12 protein-coding genes are annotated in these 17687 nt (G+C 65.9%); 6 read left to right on the plus strand and 6 right to left on the minus strand.

Features of this window, described 5'->3' with window-relative positions; genetic code table 11:
* Positions 1-221 precede the first annotated feature (221 nt).
* Positions 222-1136, plus strand: coding sequence for an SDR family NAD(P)-dependent oxidoreductase (locus tag D4Q52_RS25060; protein WP_119859305.1), 915 nt, complete (start codon positions 222-224; stop codon positions 1134-1136).
* Between the two features lie 156 nt (positions 1137-1292).
* Here D4Q52_RS25060 and D4Q52_RS25065 read toward each other — a convergent pair whose 3' ends face one another.
* From D4Q52_RS25065 to D4Q52_RS25075, 3 genes are all read right to left on the minus strand, one after another.
* Complete coding sequence (locus D4Q52_RS25065; protein ID WP_119859306.1) at positions 1293-2639, minus strand: OmpA family protein; 1347 nt, start codon at positions 2637-2639, stop codon at positions 1293-1295.
* A gap of 332 nt (positions 2640-2971) precedes the next feature.
* Positions 2972-5764, minus strand: a complete 2793-nt coding sequence (gene ppc / locus D4Q52_RS25070; protein ID WP_119859317.1) for a phosphoenolpyruvate carboxylase — start codon at positions 5762-5764, stop codon at positions 2972-2974.
* Between the two features lie 86 nt (positions 5765-5850).
* Positions 5851-6783, minus strand: a complete 933-nt coding sequence (locus tag D4Q52_RS25075; protein WP_119859307.1) for a hypothetical protein — start codon at positions 6781-6783, stop codon at positions 5851-5853.
* A 294-nt stretch (positions 6784-7077) separates the two neighbouring features.
* On the opposite strand from D4Q52_RS25075, the gene D4Q52_RS25080 reads away from it, so the two are divergent.
* Together D4Q52_RS25080 and D4Q52_RS25085 are read left to right on the plus strand one after the other, a co-directional pair.
* Entirely contained in the window at positions 7078-8130 is a 1053-nt protein-coding gene (locus D4Q52_RS25080; RefSeq protein ID WP_119859308.1) for a YeiH family protein, read from the plus strand.
* Positions 8127-9008, plus strand: a complete 882-nt coding sequence (locus D4Q52_RS25085; RefSeq protein ID WP_119859309.1) for a LysR family transcriptional regulator — start codon at positions 8127-8129, stop codon at positions 9006-9008. Before D4Q52_RS25080 ends, D4Q52_RS25085 begins: the two co-directional genes overlap by 4 nt.
* A 293-nt stretch (positions 9009-9301) precedes the next feature.
* Here the strand turns inward: D4Q52_RS25085 and D4Q52_RS25095 are convergent, their stop codons facing one another.
* Positions 9302-10846, minus strand: a complete 1545-nt coding sequence (locus tag D4Q52_RS25095) for an acyl-CoA synthetase (RefSeq protein ID WP_119859311.1) — start codon at positions 10844-10846, stop codon at positions 9302-9304.
* Positions 10847-11071: 225 nt separating this feature from the next.
* On the minus strand, positions 11072-11884 hold the full coding sequence (locus D4Q52_RS25100) for a crotonase/enoyl-CoA hydratase family protein (RefSeq protein ID WP_119859312.1): 813 nt from the start codon (positions 11882-11884) through the stop codon (positions 11072-11074).
* A 113-nt stretch (positions 11885-11997) separates the two neighbouring features.
* Between D4Q52_RS25100 and D4Q52_RS25105 the strand changes: the two genes are divergently transcribed.
* Together D4Q52_RS25105 and D4Q52_RS25110 are read left to right on the plus strand one after the other, a co-directional pair.
* A complete protein-coding gene (locus D4Q52_RS25105; RefSeq protein WP_119859313.1) occupies positions 11998-12870 on the plus strand; it encodes an SDR family oxidoreductase in 873 nt (290 codons plus the stop codon).
* A 390-nt stretch (positions 12871-13260) separates the two neighbouring features.
* On the plus strand, positions 13261-14871 hold the full coding sequence (locus D4Q52_RS25110; protein ID WP_119859314.1) for a fatty acid--CoA ligase: 1611 nt from the start codon (positions 13261-13263) through the stop codon (positions 14869-14871).
* Between the two features lie 339 nt (positions 14872-15210).
* Here D4Q52_RS25110 and D4Q52_RS25115 read toward each other — a convergent pair whose 3' ends face one another.
* Positions 15211-16485 (minus strand): acyl-CoA dehydrogenase family protein, encoded by a 1275-nt coding sequence (locus tag D4Q52_RS25115; RefSeq protein WP_119859315.1) that lies wholly within the window; start codon positions 16483-16485, stop codon positions 15211-15213.
* A gap of 123 nt (positions 16486-16608) precedes the next feature.
* On the opposite strand from D4Q52_RS25115, the gene D4Q52_RS25120 reads away from it, so the two are divergent.
* Positions 16609-17388: an enoyl-CoA hydratase-related protein gene (locus tag D4Q52_RS25120; RefSeq protein WP_119859316.1), complete on the plus strand. Its 780-nt coding sequence runs from the start codon at positions 16609-16611 to the stop codon at positions 17386-17388.
* Positions 17389-17687 lie beyond the last annotated feature (299 nt).

Genomic DNA, 17687 nt, shown 5'->3' on the forward strand with positions numbered 1-17687 from the left:
CCCCCCCCCCCCCCCCCCCCCCCCCCCCCCCCCCCCCCCCCCCCCCCCCCCCCCCCCCCCCCCCCCCCCCCCCCGCCTCTACGAGGCCGAGAGGCTCGGCGACGTGGAGACGCCCCCTCACCCGACCCGGCTTCGCCGCGCGATGCCGGGTCGACCTCTCCCCGCACGCGGGGAGAGGTTATCGCCAGCGCATCAACCAACAAACAAAAAGGAACACACACATGGCCAAGGCACTCGACGGCAAAGTCATCATCGTCACCGGCGCGGGGCGCGGCATCGGCCGCGAGATCGCGCTGCTCGCGGCGCGTGAAGGCGCCAAGGTGGTCGTCAACGATCCCGGCGTCGCCGCCGACGGCTCGGGCACCGACGCCTCCCCGGCCGAGCAGGTCGTCGAGGAGATCAAGAAGGAAGGCGGCACCGCGGTCGCGAACTTCGAGAGCGTCGCCGAAGCCGTGCCGGCCAGCAAGATCGTCAAGCAGGCGGTCGACACCTGGGGCAAGCTCGACGGCGTCGTCAACAACGCCGGCATCCTGCGCGACGCGATCTTCCACCGCATGAGCATCGACGCCTTCGAGCAGGTCATCAAAGTTCACTTGATGGGCTCGTTCTACGTGTCGCATGCCGCCGCGCGCTTGTTCCGCGAGCAGGAGAGCGGCTCGTTCGTGCACTTCACCTCGACCTCGGGGCTGATCGGCAATTTCGGCCAGGCCAACTACGCGGCCGCCAAGCTCGGCATCGTCGGCCTGTCGAAGTCGATCGCGCTCGACATGCAGCGCTTCAACGTCCGCTCCAACTGCGTGTCGCCGTTCGCCTGGTCGCGCCTGATCGGCACCATCCCGACCGAGACCGAGGCCGAGAAGGCCCGCGTCGCGCGGATGCAGCAGATGGGCCCGGAGAAGATCGCGCCGCTGTCGGTGTTCCTGCTCGGCGACGCCGCCAAGGACGTCACCGGCCAGATCTTCGCGGTGCGCATGAACGAGATCTTCCTGATGGGCCAGTCGCGCCCGATCCGCTCGGTACACCGCGACGGCGGCTGGACCTGCGAGACGCTGGCCGAGCACGGCATGCCGGCGCTGAAAGGCTCGTTCTACAAACTCGACCGCTCGGCGGATATTTTCAATTGGGACGCGATCTGAGCGTCCCTCGCCTCTCCCTGCATTGCGGGGAGAGGCCGCGCTCGATGCACTCCGTCATTGCGAGCGTAGCGAAGTAATCCAGCGCCAAGCGCGGGGCCTGGATTGCTTCGTCGCTTTCGCTCCTCGCAATGACGAACCGTAAGCTCGCGCCTCCGCTTACTTCACCACGAACTCGATCCGCCGGTTGGTCGCGCGGCCTTCCGCGTTGTCATTCGCGGCGAGCGGCTTCGACGCGCCGTAGCCGACGGCGGTAAGCTTGGCGGAGCCGATGCCGGCTTTGGTCAGGCTGTCGACCACCGCTTCGGCGCGGCGCTTCGACAGCGCCTCGTTGACGGCCTTCTTGCCCGCGGCGTCGGTGTGGCCGGCGACCTCGATCTGCGCCGCCGGGCACTGCGCGATCACCGCGGCGAGCTCCTTCAGCACCGGCCGCGACGCCGGCACGATCTCGGCGCTGCGCCGCTCGAAATTGATCTTCTGTGCCGCGCCCAGCGCGGTCAGCCGGCTCTGGCAGGCTTCGACCGACGGGATCGACGCGGTGCCGGCCGCGTCGGCCGTTCGGGTCGGAGCGGTAGCCGCAGGAGCAGGCGCCGGCATGACAGCGGCATGCCTGGCCTCCTCCGCATTGGCGGCGGTGGCTGCCGCTTCCTTGGCTGCCGTTTCCTTATCGGCCGCTTCCTTCGCGGCCGCTTCCTTGGTCGCAGCCTCTCTTGCGGCTGCCTCTTTGACGGCGGCTTCGGCCGCAGCTTTCGCGGCCGCCTCCTTGGCCTCCGCGTCGGCCTTGGACTTGGCATGCTTGGCTGCTTCACGCGCGGCTCTGGCGGCGATTTCCCTGGCCGCTGCGGCCTTCTCGACCGCCTCGCGCGCCTCGGCCTCCGCCTTGGTTTTGGCTTCAGCCTCGGCTTTCGCGGCAGCTTCCGCCTGCAGCTTGGCGATGGTCTTCGCCGCCAGCGCCGGGCCGCTGAGCTCCTCGACTTCGGACACCAGCCGCACGCCCTTGACCTGCCGGAGCTGCTCGGTCACCGCCGCCCGCTTGTTGCCGAGATCCTCGGGCAGCAGGACATCGCGGCCGGCGACGTCGAAATTCACCGGATCGGCACCCGCCGTCTTCACCACCTCGGCGACGCGCTCGCGCAGATCCGGCTCGATCTTCGGCAGCGCGGTGATGCCGAACCCCAGCCAGATCATGCCGGTCGCAAACAGGCCGACCCACCAGCCTTCGAACCGCACCGGCAGCAGCTGCACCGACAGGCCCCCGACGATGCCACCGAGGATGAACGCCACCACCAGCCCCGCCGCCGCCTCCAGCATCAGTTCAGGCTTGCCCGAGGCGAGCTGCGCCACGATCACCACGACCAACAACGCGAGCACGACGCCGACCCGGACCAGCCAATAGTTCTCGAGGTCCGCCGCCCAGCCGACCTCGTTCGCGATCAGCGGCGTCACGACCCCGACCACCCCCGCGGCCAGCAACCACGGCCAATATTGCGTTACCAGATAGATCATCGCATGTCCCCCACGACCTCGGGCACGCTCATGCGACGACCTCGCGCGCGCACACCGACGGCTGCTTTCCGCGCGCAAACTAACGCCACGCGCATCGTCGCGGCCATCTGACTTAAGTTCAGGCGGGTTGTTGCGAATGATGACGGAGTAAGCAATGCGCTGCAAGGAACGGCGGCGCTGCGTGGTATTAGCGTGAGCTAACTGTATGGGAGTGAGGGGCTCGGCAATCAATTACCGCACGCGGGAGAGCCGCGGTGCGCAAATTATGCGCAGCGCGGTAGCCCGCATGAGCGCAGCGATATGCGGGTCTTCTTTTCTACGGGATACGCCCCTCACCCGCTATTCCGTAGCCCCGCAGAAATCCCGTTGATGGTCAGCTGAATGCCGCGCAGAACTTGTTCGTCCGGATCGTGCGTGCGGTGCTCGCGGAGCAGCTGCACCTGGACGTGGTTCAGCGGGTCGAGATACGGGAAGCGGTGGCGGATCGAGCGCTCGAGCAAGGGGTTGCCTTGCAGCAGGCGGTCGTGGCCCATGATGGCCAGCAGGCTGTCGGTCGAGGCGTGCCATTCGGCGCGGATGCGGCCGAAGATGTTTTCACGCAACGCTTCGTCGGGGACCAGTTCGGCGTAGCGCGAGGCGATGCCGAGCGCGCTCTTCGACAGCACCATGTCCATGTTCGACAGCAGCGTGCGGAAGAACGGCCATTCCTGATACATCGCGCGCAGGAACGCCACGCCGTTCTCGGGATGCTGTACGACCCAGGCCTCGACGGCGCTGCCGAAACCGTACCAGCCTGGCAGCATCAGCCGGCACTGCGCCCATGAGAACACCCAGGGGATCGCGCGCAGATCCTCGATCGCCTTGGTCTTCTTGCGCGAAGCCGGGCGGCTGCCGATGTTCAGCGTGGCGATCTCGTTGATCACCGTCGAGGCCCAGAAGTACTCGACAAACCCTTCGGTCTCGTAGACCAGGCCGCGATAGGCCTTGAACGCCAGCGCGGAGAGCTGCTCCATCGCCTCGAGATAGTCCGCATGCGGGGCGACGCGTTTCGGCTGCAGCAGGCTGGCTTCCAGCGTCGCGGCTGCGAGGATCTCGAGATTGTTGCGGCCGACTTCGCGGTTCGAGTACTTGCTGGTGATGATCTCGCCCTGTTCGGTGATGCGGATCTGGCCGTTCACCGCGCCGCCCGGCTGCGCCACGATGGCGTCGTAGCTCGGCCCACCGCCGCGGCCGACCGAGCCGCCGCGGCCATGGAACAGCCGCAGCCGCACGCCGTGATGCTCGAACACCTCGATCAGCCCGATCTCGGCCTTGTACAGCTCCCAGCCCGATGTGACGAAGCCGCCGTCCTTGTTGCTGTCCGAATAGCCGAGCATCACCTCCTGCACACCGCCGCGGCTGTCGACCAGCCGGCGATATTCGGGAATGCCGAGCAGCCGGTCCATGATCTTGGCGCAGGCCTGCAGATCCTCGATGGTCTCGAACAGCGGCACGATGTTGATGGCGCTGCGGCCGGTCGGGCCGAGCAGCCCCGCCTCCTTCAACAGCACCGCGGCCTCGAGCAGGTCGGAGACGCCCTTGGTCATCGAGATGATACATTGCGGGATCGAGCGCGCACCGTAGGTCGCATGCGCCACTGCGGCTTGGCGGAACACCGCGAGTTCGCCGACGGTCTCGTCGCTGTATTTGACGAACAAAGACGTCAGCGGACGGGCGCTGCGCAGTTCGGCGGTGAGCAATGCGATGCGCTGGTCCTCGGTCATCGCCGCGTAGGACTTGCCCGGGTGCGCCGCGTCGATCAGTTCGGTCATGGTGCGCTCATGCACCGCGGAATTCTGCCGCATGTCGAGGCTGGCGAGATGGAAGCCGAAACAGTCGATCGCGCGACGCAGCCGCCGCAGCCGACCGCGCGCGATCACCGTAGCGTTGGTGCTCACCAGCGAATGGTGGATCGCATCGAGATCGGCCTTGAAGGCATGCACGCTGTCGTAAGGCTCGGCCTCGCCGACCGGCGCGCGCACGGCATCGATCTTCAGCCGCGTCGCCGTGGCAGCGAGTCGCGCATAGATGCCGGAGACCGCGAGCCGATACGGCTCGTATCGGCGATGCGGCGAGTGATCGGGCGAGCGCTCGGCCAGCGTGCGCACCTCGTCGCTGATCGGCGCCAAGTGCGACGCCAGTGACAGCTCCGAGCCGAGCTCGTGCAATTCGTCCAAGTAATAGCGCAGCACGCGCGCGCTGTGCAGCTGCAGCGCGCCCTGCAACACCTCGGCGGTGACGAACGGATTGCCGTCGCGGTCGCCGCCGATCCAGCTGCCCATCCGCAGGAAGCTCGCCAGCTCCTCGGTGCTGCCGTCCTCGGCGGTGAGCTGATCCTCCAGCGCGCCGTACAGCCGCGGCACCTCGTGCAGGAAGGTGTAGTCGTAAAACGACAGGCCGTTGGTGACCTCGTCGAGCACATTGAGCTTGGTCCGGCGCAGCAGATTGGTCTTCCACAGCGTGAGCACCGCGCGGCGCAGCTGCTCCTCGTTCTGCACCCATTCGTCAGGGGTGAGCTGGACGCGGTCGCGCTGGTCGAGCAGCGCCGCAATTTCCATCTCGCGGTCCATCGTGCTCTTGCGCCGGACCTCGGTGGGATGCGCGGTCAACACCGGGCCAACTAATGCCGTCTTGAAGAAGTCGCGCAGCTGCCGGGCGTCGATCCCTTCCTCCCGCGCGTGCTGCAGCGTCTTTGCCAGCATGCCGGCGCGCGGCGCCGAGCCGGCGGTCGAGCCCGCGCGCATTTGGCGGATGTTGGTCTGGTCCTCGGCGATATTGGCGAGGTGGGAGAAATAGCTGAAGGCGCGGACGATCTTGACCGTGTCCGAGGCCGACATGCCGTCCAGGATGGCTTCGAGCTCGCGGCGCGCCGTCTTGTCTTCGTCGCGGTGGAAGCGGATCGAGGTCTGGCGGATCAATTCGACCAGATCGAACACCGCGGCGCCCTCCTGGTCGCGTACGGTGTCGCCGAGGATCCGGCCGAGCAGACGGATGTCGTTACGGAGGCGAATTTCCTCTTCGGTCAGCGCGCCTTCGTCGGCGCGGTTCGGCAAGGTCTCGGACTCCGTCGGCAAGGTGATGGACATCGCGCACTCCAGGCTGGCGATGTCCATCCTGACGGATTGTGCGCCGCACGCAAGATCAACCCGCGGGCGGCGTGATCACGGCGCGGTCAGCGGCCACCGAACAGGGGGCGGATGTTGTCCGGCCGCTCGCCCTCATCGGATTTCGGCTCCGCTGAGTCGTGCGGCGGAGCCGAAGTCGGTTCGGCGCGGACGTCCGTCGGCACCGGCGCGATCGTTGGGCCCGGATCAGCGGTGGCGACTGGCGGCGGCGCGGCCGGGCGCGGCAACACTGGATCGTGCAGCGACGGACGCGGCGCCGGCGTGGTTTCCGGGGGCTCGAACAGCGGTGGCTCGAACAATGTTGTCTGGGCCACGGGGGCGGTCGGCGCCGCGCTCATCGGGGTGGCAGGCGTCGGCGTCACCGGCGCAGCGGTAGCCGCCGGCGCAGCCGTGGTGCGCGTCGGGGCCTCCGCCTCGTACAGCGGATGCTCCGGGCCCACCGGCGAGCGCATACGGGCCCAGACGAACGGCACCGCAATCGCGATCAGCACCACCGCCACGAGCAGGATCAGCAGCGCCGATTGCTGCAGCAGCGCTGCGGACGGTACACTGATTGCGAGCAGTGCGCCCACCACGCAGACCTTCCATGACCGGATATGCAGCCCGGCGCTGAAGGTGCCGAGCGCCAGCAGTGTCAGCACGCTCAGCGCGGAAGCAATGCCGGTGACGTCGCGCAGCACCTGCAGCGACATCAACTGCATCGTCAGCAGTACGGCGGCCCAATGCAGCGCCTGTGAGATGACCAGATGGATGTGCTCGTCGCGGCCGACCACGTGCGGCCAGCGAGCGATCACACAGATCAGCCCGAACAGCGGCGTGATCAGCACCCAATACAAACCTGTCGGGTTGAAGCTGGTATAGGAGACGCCGCCGAGCGATAGCAGCAGCATCAGCACATAGGGCCAGTCCCGCAGCAGAAAGCCGCCGAACCCGGAATGCCATTTGCGTGCGGACGGTTGTTCGTAATCCACGGCTGTCATGATCGAAGCTCCTGCAGTGGTGTCACGGCTCACGGTCGATCGAGGCGGAACGACCCTATCACGCCTCGGCCTCGATGCGGAGGCTGCTCGATCTGCCGGTCGCTCCGCTGCGTGCGGCCTGCAGACGCGGGCAGCCGCCAGCCGTTCGGGTGCCAACAGCGTCCGGCCACACAGGTTCCAGCGCCAACTGCCGCTTGAGCATTCAATCGATAATTTCGCTTGAAATGATAAAATCAATCCGTTTGTATGATGATTGAGAAGCTCCAAGATGCGCGGAGATCAGGAGCTTACGCCATGTCCTCACTCGCCAACGCCGCACCCCAGCATCGCCTCGCCCGATTCACTCGCCATGTCACAGCGGTGACGCCCGGCTTATTGCTCACCGCCGCAATCGCCGCCGCGTCGATCGCCCTGCATGCGCTGCCGGGGGCAGCCAATCTCAGCCCGATGCTGCTGGCGATCGTGATCGGCATCCTCGGGCATAATCTGATCGGCACACCGGCCTGGGCGATGCCCGGCGTCAAACTCAGCCTGCGCCGCGTGCTGCGCTTCGCCATCATCCTGCTCGGCCTGCAGCTCACCACCGACCAGTTGATCGAGGTCGGGGGCGAGGGCCTGGCGATCATCGCCGCGACGCTGCTCGCCACCTTCGGCTTCACAACGTGGCTCGGCCGACGGCTCGGCGTCGAGCGCAAGCTCGCCGAACTAATCGCCGCCGGCACCTCGATCTGCGGCGCCTCGGCGATCATCGCGACCAACACCGTGACCCGCGCCGACGACGAGGACGTCGCCTATGGGGTCGCCTGCGTCACGGTGTTCGGCTCAGCGGCGATGATCACGCTGCCGCTGCTCGCCGCCCCGCTCGGGCTCGATGCCCGCACCTTCGGCCTGTGGACCGGCGCCTCGATCCACGAGATCGCACAGGTCGTCGCCGCGGCGTTCCAGGCCGGACCGGATGCCGGCGAGTTCGGCACCATCGCCAAGCTGTCTCGCGTCGCGATGCTCGCGCCGCTGGTGATCGGCCTCGGCATGCTGGCCCGCGCCCGCCTCCGCCATGCGCCCGGCAGCGCCGGCCACGCCGCGCCGCCGATGCCGTGGTTCGTGCTTGGCTTCGTGGCAATGATCGGCGTGAATCACTTAGTGGCTATCCCGGGCGGCGTGAAGAGCGAGATCGTCGCGCTCACCACCTTCATGCTGTCGATGGCGCTGGCGGCGATGGGGCTGGAAACCGACCTGCGCAAGCTGGCGGCGCGCGGGCTGCGGCCGGCGCTGCTCGGCCTCGCCGCCGCACTCTTCGTCGCCAGCTTCTCGCTGACGCTGATCAAGCTCACAGGATGGCATGGATGACACTGGAGCAACTACGCATCTTCATTGCGGTCGCCGAGCAGCAGCATGTCACGCGCGCCGCAGGCCAGCTCAATCTGACGCAATCGGCCACCAGCGCGGCAATCGCCGCGCTGGAAGCGCGTTACGACGTCAAGCTGTTCGACCGAATCGGCCGCGGCATCATGCTGACCCAGGCCGGCCGCGAGTTTCTCGGCGAAGCGCGCGCGGTGCTGAGCCGCGCCAAAGCGGCCGCGCAGGCGCTGGACGATCTTGCCGGACTGAAGCGCGGCGCGCTGGCGATTGCCGCAAGTCAGACGGTCGGCAATTACTGGCTGCCGCCGCGCGTCTTGGCGTTTCAACAAAACCATCCGGGCATCGCCTTGCAGGTGGCAATCGCCAATACCGAGCAGGTCGCCAAAGCGGTGCATGACGGCCGCGCCGACCTCGGCGTGGTCGAAGGCGAGGTCGACGATCCGGCGCTGAGCGCCACGCGTTTCGGCGGTGACACGCTGGCGATCGTAGTCGGATCGCAGCATCCGTGGGCGACGCAGTCGCGGATTGTGGCCAGCAGGCTGACCGGCACATCCTGGGTGCTGCGCGAACGCGGCTCGGGCACGCGCGCGCTGTTCGAAGCCGCCCTGCAGCGTACGGGCATCGTGCTGACCGATCTCGATATCCGGCTCGAACTGCCCTCCAACGAAGCGCTGCGCGCCGCGGTCGAGCAGTCGGCCTGCGCCACCGCCATCTCCGATCTGGTCGCCGCCCCCTCGCTCGCCGCCGGCACCCTGCACCGCGTCCGCTTCGACCTCCCGGGCCGCTCGTTTTATTTGCTACGTCACAAGGAGCACACGGCGAGCAGGGCCGTCGGGGCGATGATCGAAGCGTTGCAGGCGGAGTGATCGCGAGAGCTTCGGCTGAATTACTTCGACACGCAGCGAGCGTGCTAAATCAGCTAATGAACTCACCACCCGTCATGCCCGGGCTCGTCCCGGGCATCCACGCCTTCGCTGCGTATCGGCGTCTCAAGGCGTTGGATGGCCGGGACAAGCCCGGCCATGATGAAGTGCTTAGTAATGATGTCCGTCATTGCGAGGAGCGAAGCGACGAAGCAATCCAGCTCCGTGCACGGCGCTGGATTGCTTCGCTTCGCTCGCAATGACGGAGAGGCTTATGTCTCCCGACAAACCGCCCCTCAGATCGTCCGTCCCGCCTGCGCCCAATACGGGTCGCGCAGGCGGCGCTTGAAGATTTTGCCGGAGTCTTCACGCGGCAGCTGCGACATGATCTGGATGTGTTTCGGCACCTTGTAGCCGGCCAGCGCGTGCTTGAGCTGGTCGCGAATGAAAGCCTCGTCCAGCGTCACGCCGGGCTGCGGCTCGAGCATCGCCATCAGCGACTCGCCGAACTCGGCATCCGGAATGCCAAAGACGGCGCAATCGTGCACGCCGGGGATGGCATGGATCGCGGCCTCGATCTCGGCCGGATAGATATTGACGCCGCCGGAGATCACCATGTCGCGCTTGCGATCGCAGATGAAGACGTAGCCGTCGGCGTCGATATAGCCGACATCGCCGGAGGTGATGAAGCCGTCGCGGTCGATCTCGCCGCGCTTCTCCGGCTTGTTGTGATAGGTGAAGTCCGGATTGCCGGCGATCCGCGAGAAGATCTCGCCGATCTCGCCTTGCGGCAATTCCTTGCCGTCGTCGTCGATGAATTTCAGCTCGGCGCCGGGCGCGATCTTGCCGACGGTGCCGGGTTTGCTGAGCGCGTCCTCCGAGGTCGCGAAGGTCACTGCGCCGGATTCGGTCGAGCCGTAAAACTCATAGATCACCGGACCCCACCACTCGATCATCGCGCGCTTGACGTCGGCCGGGCACGGCGCCGCGGCGTGGATGACGTGGCGCAGCGACGACATATCGTACTTTTTGCGCACCTCCTCCGGCAGCTTCATCAGCCGGATGAACATGGTCGGCACCATGAACAGCGTATCGATGCGGTGGCGCTCGATCAGTTGTAGCAGCGCCTCCGGCTCGAATCGCGGCATCAGCACCAGCACGCCGCCGAGCCGCCCGGCGCGGATGCCGAACGAGTTCGGCGCCGAGTGATACAGCGGCCCCGGGCACAGCGCGCGCACGCCGGGCTTCAGCCCGTAGATCATCGCCCGCATGCCCTCGGCGTTCTTGGTCTGCTCCGGCGTCGGCGCGAAACGCTTGACGCCCTTGGGATGACCGGTGGTGCCCGAGGTGTAGATCATGTTCTGCGGCTGCGGCAGCGCCGGCCCGCTATACGGTGTCTGCTGTGCGAGCCAGCCGTCGAGATCGAGCGCACCGGCAGGCGCGGCGCGATGCTCCGGCGCGATCTTGTAGTTCGCCAAAATTTCCGGCGGCGTCTCCACGCTCAGCATGGTCACGCCGGCCGGCAGCACCGAGGCGGCTTCGTGCAGCAGATCGGCATGGCCGATCAGCACGCGCGTCGCGGTGTCGCCGAGCACGTAAGCGAGCTCGTCCTGTTTGAAGTGCCAGTTCACCGGCACCATGTAGGCGCCCAGCGTCATCACCGCATAGGCGCATTCGAGAAACGCGATGTCGTTGCGCATCAGCACGCAGACGCAGTCGCCCGGCTTGACGCCGAGCCCCTGCAGCCCGCCCGCGATCACAGCCGCGCGCGCCTCGACCTCGTCGAAACTGCGATGCCGGTCGCCGGACAGGATGCCGTGGAGAAGTTGGGTGTTAGTCATGGTTGAATTGTCCGCTTCTTGGTGTCGGTATCGGTGCGAAGCACCGTTGCAGGCTATCATGGTGAGGAGCATCGCGCAGCGATGCGTCACGAACCACAAGCATGGTTCAATGAGGGCCTTTCCCCGTCATTGCGAGCGAAGCGAAGCAATCCAGAGGCGCCGAGCACGCGGCTTGTGGATTGCTTCGTCGGCTTCGCCTCCCCGCAATGACGAGGCGCTTTCGAACTACCCGTCCGCAAAATTCGGCGCGCGCTTTTCCATGTTGGCGCGGACGGCTTCGGTCTGGTTGGGCGAGCCGATCAGCTTCTGCTGCTCGACGCTCTCGGCCATCAGCGCAGGTCCCGGATCGACCGACAGCGCGTTCAGCATCCGCTTGGCGGCGCGGATCGCGTCCGGGCTCTTGCCGGCGATCTCGCGCGCCATCTCCAGCGCCGCGGCGCGCGGATCGTCGACGACGCGGGTCGCAAGCCCGAGGCTCACCGCTTCCTGCGCATCGACGATGCGGCCGGTGTAGGTGAGTTCGCGCAGCACATCGTCGCGCAGCAGCGTCGCCAGGATCGGAGTGCCGGCCATATCCGGCACCAGACCCCATTTGATTTCCATGATCGACATCCGCGCGTCCGGCGCCATCAGCCGGATGTCGGCGCCGAGTGCGAGCTGACAGCCGCCACCGAACGCCACACCGTGCACCGCAGCAATCACCGGCACCGGCAGCGTCCGCCAGCCCCACACCGCCTGCTGCGGCGCATTGGCCTGGCCATGGGTGCGCTTGGTGAGATCGCGAAATTCGCCTCCCGGAATTCCGTTACCGCCGTTCTCCTTCATCGCGGCGAAACGCCCCATATCGAGGCCGGCGCAAAACGCCTTACCCTCGCCGGACAACACGACAACGCGCACGCTTTTATCGTTGGCCAGTCGCTCGGTGGTCGCCACCAGCGCCTCGAACATCGCGGCATCGAGCGCATTCATCTTGTCCGCTCGCACCAGCCGGACGTCGGCGACGCCGTTCGTCAGCGACACCGAAACGCGATCATTCATGGGGCGGCTTCCTCTGTTTTGATTGTCGACAGTTGCGGCGTACAGAAAAGCGTTGTCGGATTTTAGTCAATCGCTTAATCAACCAACACCTTCCACTTTTCCGGGCATCTGACATGTTCACCGATAAGCTTCTCGCAGGTCGTCGCATTCTGGTCACCGGCGGAGGCACGGGCCTCGGCAAGGCGATGGCGGCGCGGTTTCTTCAGCTCGGCGCCGAAGTGCACATCTGCGGCCGCCGCAAGGGCGTGTGCGACGAGACCGCCACCGAACTGATGGATCAGTACGGCGGCAAGGTGATGACTTACGGCGTCGACATCCGCGACGCGCAAGCCGTCGACCATATGATCGAAACGATCTGGGCGAGTGGTCCGCTCACCGACCTGATCAACAACGCGGCGGGAAATTTCATCTCGCGGACGGAAGAGCTGTCGCCGCGCGGCTTCGACGCCGTCGCCAACATCGTGATGCACGGCACCTTCTACGTCACGCACGCGGTCGGCAAGCGCTGGATCGAAGGCGGCCACCGCGGCAACGTTGTGTCGATCACCACCACCTGGGTTCGCAACGGCAGCCCCTATGTGGTGCCTTCCGCGATGAGCAAATCGGCGATCCACGCCATGACGATGTCGCTCGCCACCGAATGGGGTCGCTACGGCATCCGCCTCAACACCATCGCGCCCGGCGAAATCCCGACCGAGGGCATGAGCAAGCGCATCAAGCCCGGCGACGAGGCCGGCGCCCGCACCATCAAGATGAATCCGATGGGCCGCGTCGGCACCATGGAAGAGCTGCAGAACGTCGCCGTGTTCCTGATCTCCGGCGGCTGCGACTGGATCAACGGCGAAACCATCGCGATGGACGGCGCCCAGGGCCTGGCGATGGGCGGCAACTTCTATCAGCTGCGCGACTGGAGCAACGCCGATTGGGAGCAGGCCAAGGCGTCGATCAAAGCGCAGAACGAAAAGGACCGCGCCAAGCGGGGTTAACCGTCCAATCGCACGGTTAGTAGCGCGATTTGCCGATCGCACGTGGACACGAGCCAAGTATCCCTCCCCCTTGCGGGGAGGGTGGCCGGCCGTAAGGCCGGTCGGGTGGGGGTAAACCCCAAGCGCTGTGCTCGGGGACCCCCACCCCGGCCTCTGCTTCGCTCGGCCGACCCTCCCCGCAAGGGGGAGGGATTTCAACTCGCGCCGAGCCAACTAACAACGTGTCGAACGAATTAACCGCTCATTTCGATGAGCGCATCGATTGCAATCTACACCCGTAGCTCGCACTCGCCTCCCCGCGACATCCCTCCCCGCTTGTGTTTGCCCGCGAAGCGCGGCAGACTTCGGTCAAACGACAAGCAACTAATAAAAATCATCCAGGGAGTGACGATGTCCGACCTTCAGGAGAAGGCCCGCACGGGCTCAGTCGATGCGTCCGAGCCGGCTACGCTGGCCGATGTCATTCGGGCGCAGGCGAAGGCGCGCGGCGACGATGTGGTGTACGAGTTCGAAGGCCGCATCACCAGCTTTGCGCAGTTCGATGCCCACACCAACCAGATCGCCCGCGCGCTCGCCGCTTCCGGCGTCAAACCGGACGAGCGCATCGCCTATCTCGGCAAGAACAGCGACGTGTATTTCGAGCTGTGGGGCGGCGCCATCAAGGCCAAGGTGGTGATGGCGCCGGTGAACTGGCGGCTGGCCGGACCCGAGATCGCCTACATCGTCGAGGACTGCAAAGCAGCCATCCTGTTCGTCGGTCCGGAATTCGTCGATCAGGTGCGCGGCCTTAAGGACCAGATCCCCAGCGTGCGCGCGATCATTACAACCGAAGGCGGCGCACCGGAGTGGCAGGATTTCGCGAAGTGGCGCGACGCGCAGCCGAGCGACGATCCGCAGGTCGCGGTCGCGCCGTCCGACATCGCGATCCAGCTCTACACATCGGGCACCACAGGCAAGCCGAAAGGCGCGATGCTGAGCCACGCCAACTTCCTGTCGCTGGTCCGCGCCGGCCGCGACAACAAGCCGGAGTGGAACACCTGGACGACCGACGACGTGTCGCTGATCGCCATGCCGGTGTTTCACATCGGCGGCTCCGGCTGGGGCATGATGAGCATCTATCACGGCGCGAAGGGCGTGATCGCGCGCGAATTCGATCCGACCAAGGTGCTCGATTTCTTCGAGCAGTCGGGCATCACCAAGCTGTTCATGGTGCCGGCCGCGATGCAGTTCGTGGTGCGCCAGCCGCGCGCCCGCGAGGTCGACTTCTCGCGTCTGAAATACATGCTGTACGGCGCCTCGCCGATTCCCGCGGCGCTGCTGAAGGAATGCATCGACGTGTTCAAATGCGGCTTCGTGCAGATGTACGGCATGACCGAGACCACCGGCACCATCGTGGCGCTGCCGCCGGAGGATCACGTCGAGGGGCTGGAGCGGATGCGCTCGGCCGGCAAGGCGCTGCCCGGCGTCGAGATCGCGATCCTCGATCCTGACGGCAAGCCGCTGCCGCCGCGGCAGGTCGGCGAGATCGCCACCCGCTCGGGCTCCAACATGGCCGGCTACTGGAATCTGCCGGAGGCGACCAAAAAGACCATCGATGCCGACAATTGGCTGCGCACCGGCGACGCCGGCTACATGGATGAGGACGGCTACGTCTACATCCACGACCGCATCAAGGACATGATCATCTCCGGCGGCGAGAACATCTACCCGGCCGAAGTCGAGAGCGCGATCTGCGATCACCCCGACGTCGCCGAAGTCGCCGTGGTCGGCGTCCCCGACGATCAGTGGGGCGAGGCGGTGAAAGCCGTCGTGGTGATGAAGCCCGGCAAGGAAGCCAGCGCGCAGGACATCATCGGCTTCACCCGCAGTCGCATCGCCGGCTACAAGACGCCGAAGTCGATCGATTTCATTCCGGCCCTGCCCCGCAACGCCTCCGGCAAGATTTTGCGGCGTCATTTGCGCGATCCGTATTGGGAAGGGAAGGATCGGCAGGTGAACTAAGCATCCGATTATTTCGACGGACGAAGGGCCTCCCGGTTCACCGCGAACACCTCTCGTTCGTCATTCCGGGGCGCGCAGCGAAGCTGCGCGAACGACGACGGAGAGGCTTTGAGTAGCTCGTAGCCTGGATGAAGCGAAGCGAAATCCGGGATCGGACGATCGACAGACCCATCGCTCGCGCACCGCCCGGGCGCTGTCCCGGATTTTGCTGCGCTGCATCCGGGCTACAGGCGCTTGAAGCTCCGCAGGGTGGGCAAAGCGAGGCGTGCCCACCCGCGACTTACGGAACGCCGCGCGTGGGCACGGCGCTGCGCGCCTTTGCCCACCCTGCTGATAGGCCTATCTCTTGTTCGCGCCCATGTAGCCGAACAGGAATCCCGCGACCTTGCGCATCTGGATTTCCTCGCTGCCCTCGGTGATGCGATAGCGGCGGTGGTGGCGGTAGATGTGTTCGAACGGTTTGTGGCGCGAATAGCCGATGCCGCCGTGGACCTGGATCGCGCGGTCGGAGGCCTGGCCGCACAGCCGGTTCGCCCAGTAGTTGCACATCGACACCTTGTCGGACAGCGTGTGTTCGACTTGCGCCTGGGTCATCTGATCCATCTCCCACGCGGTCTTGCGGATCAGCAGACGCAGCATCTCGGCTTGGGTGGCCAGTTCGACCAGCGGAAACTGGATCGCCTGATTGCGCGCCAGCTCCTCGCCGAACGGCTTGCGCTCACGCGCGTACTTCACGCTCTCGTTGATGCAGAATACCGCCGCGCCGAGTGAACTCGCGGCCTGACGGATGCGGTTCTCGTGCACGAAGCATTGCGCCAGCGACAGGCCGCGGCCGACCTCGCCGAACAGCGCCTCCTCCGTTACGAACACATCCTTGAACGACACCCGCGGATGGTCGGTCGGCATGTTGAAGGTCCACAGATACTCTTCGACCTTCACGCCCGGCGCATCGGCCGGCACCAGGAAGCAGGTGATGCCGCGCGCATCGCCGTCATTGCCAGAGGTGCGGGCGAACAGCGCGCAATGCGTCGCGACGTGCATGCCCGTCGTCCACATCTTCTCGCCGTTGATCACCCAGCCCTTCTTGCCGTCGCGCGTCGCCGGCTCGGCGCGCGTTTCCATATGCGTCGCGTCGGAGCCGTGATCGGGCTCGGTCAGTCCGAACGTGATACGATACTTGCCCTTGATCGAGCCGTCGATCATCGCCTTCTGATCGTCACGGCCGTACAGATCGAGCATCTTGACGATCGGAAAATTGCCGACGACCGAATGCTCGTTTTGTAGGTCGTTGTGCAAGCCGAGGCCCTGCGAGGCGAAGTGCTCGCGGATCACCGCCATCCAGAGATTGCTGCCGTCCTGGCCGCCGTACTGCTTCGGAATCGCGAAACGCAGATGCCCGGCCTCGTCGGCGAGGTTCTTGGCCTTGCGAAGCAGCTCTTCCCATTCGTGGCGCGGCAGCCCGCCGTTCTCGAAATCGGTCCGCGCCCATTCGCGGCGATGATCGAAGAAGCGGATGTTATCGTCCGCCGCTTCCAGCGGCTTGATCTTGGCGTCGATGAAGCGGTCGAGCTCGGCGAGATAAGCGACCAGATCCGGCGGCAGGGAAAAATCCAAGGCGTGCTCCCACACTCGTGTTGTTGTTGATCTTGTTAAGCGAGCGATTAACATGCGCGGCGCACGACAAGTCAAGCGCGCTTCGGCCGCACCAATTCTGCTCAACGAAAAAAGGAAACGTCGATGGCGCTGCAATTCTCCACCGTGACCCGCAAGGGCCCGATCACCATCGTCACGCTGTCGCGGCCCGAAGTCTACAACGCGCTGCACACCGACGCGCATTACGAACTCGAAGGCGTGTTCAACGACTTCGCCGCGGATCCCGAGCAGTGGGTGGCGATCGTCACCGGCGCCGGCGACAAGGCGTTCTGCGCCGGCAACGATCTGAAGTGGCAGGCCGCCGGCGGCAAGCGCGGCTGGGGCGAGACCGGCTTCGGCGGACTGACCTCACGCTTCGACTGCGACAAGCCGATCATCGCCGCCGTCAACGGCGTGGCGATGGGCGGCGGCTTCGAGATCGCGCTGGCCTGCGATCTGATCATCGCGTCGGACAACGCCACCTTCGCGCTGCCCGAACCGCGCGTCGGCCTCGCCGCCCTCGCCGGCGGCCTGCACCGCCTGCCGCGCCAGATCGGCCTGAAGCGCGCGATGGGCATGATCCTCACCGCCCGGCACGTCAAGGCGCAGGAAGGCTATGAGCTCGGCTTCGTCAACGAAGTCGTGCCGCAGGGCCAGGCGCTCGCCGCGGCGGAGCGCTGGGCCGAGACGATCTGCACCGTCTCACCGATGTCGATCCGCGCCTCGAAGCAGACGCTGAGCCGCGGGCTCGAAGTGTCATTGCCGCAAGCGATCGCCGAACAACGCGACTACCCGGCGGTCAAAGCGATGGTCGCGTCGCAGGACTATATCGAAGGCCCGAAAGCGTTCTCGGAGAAGCGCAAGCCGAATTGGACGGGGAAGTAGTTCAGTTTCGCGACCTCGCCGCGTCATTGCGAGGAGCGCAGCGACGAGGCAATCCAGCTCCGTGCACGCCGCTGGATTGCTTCGCTACGCTCGCAATGACGGAAGCCTCTCGTTCGTCATTCCGGGGCGCGAGCGCAGCTCGCGAGCCCGGAATCCATACGCCGCAGCATCGCGTTTCCGCACAGCGAGAAACAGATGCTTTCTCAAAACAAAGAGCACAGGGGTGATGGGGTGGACGGCCCCCAACGGCATCGCATTGTGCCAGATTGAGGTTGTTGCAAACTTCAAACGAGGGAGCC

This window comes from Rhodopseudomonas palustris (assembly GCF_003591005.1).
Classification (GTDB): domain Bacteria; phylum Pseudomonadota; class Alphaproteobacteria; order Rhizobiales; family Xanthobacteraceae; genus Rhodopseudomonas; species Rhodopseudomonas palustris_K.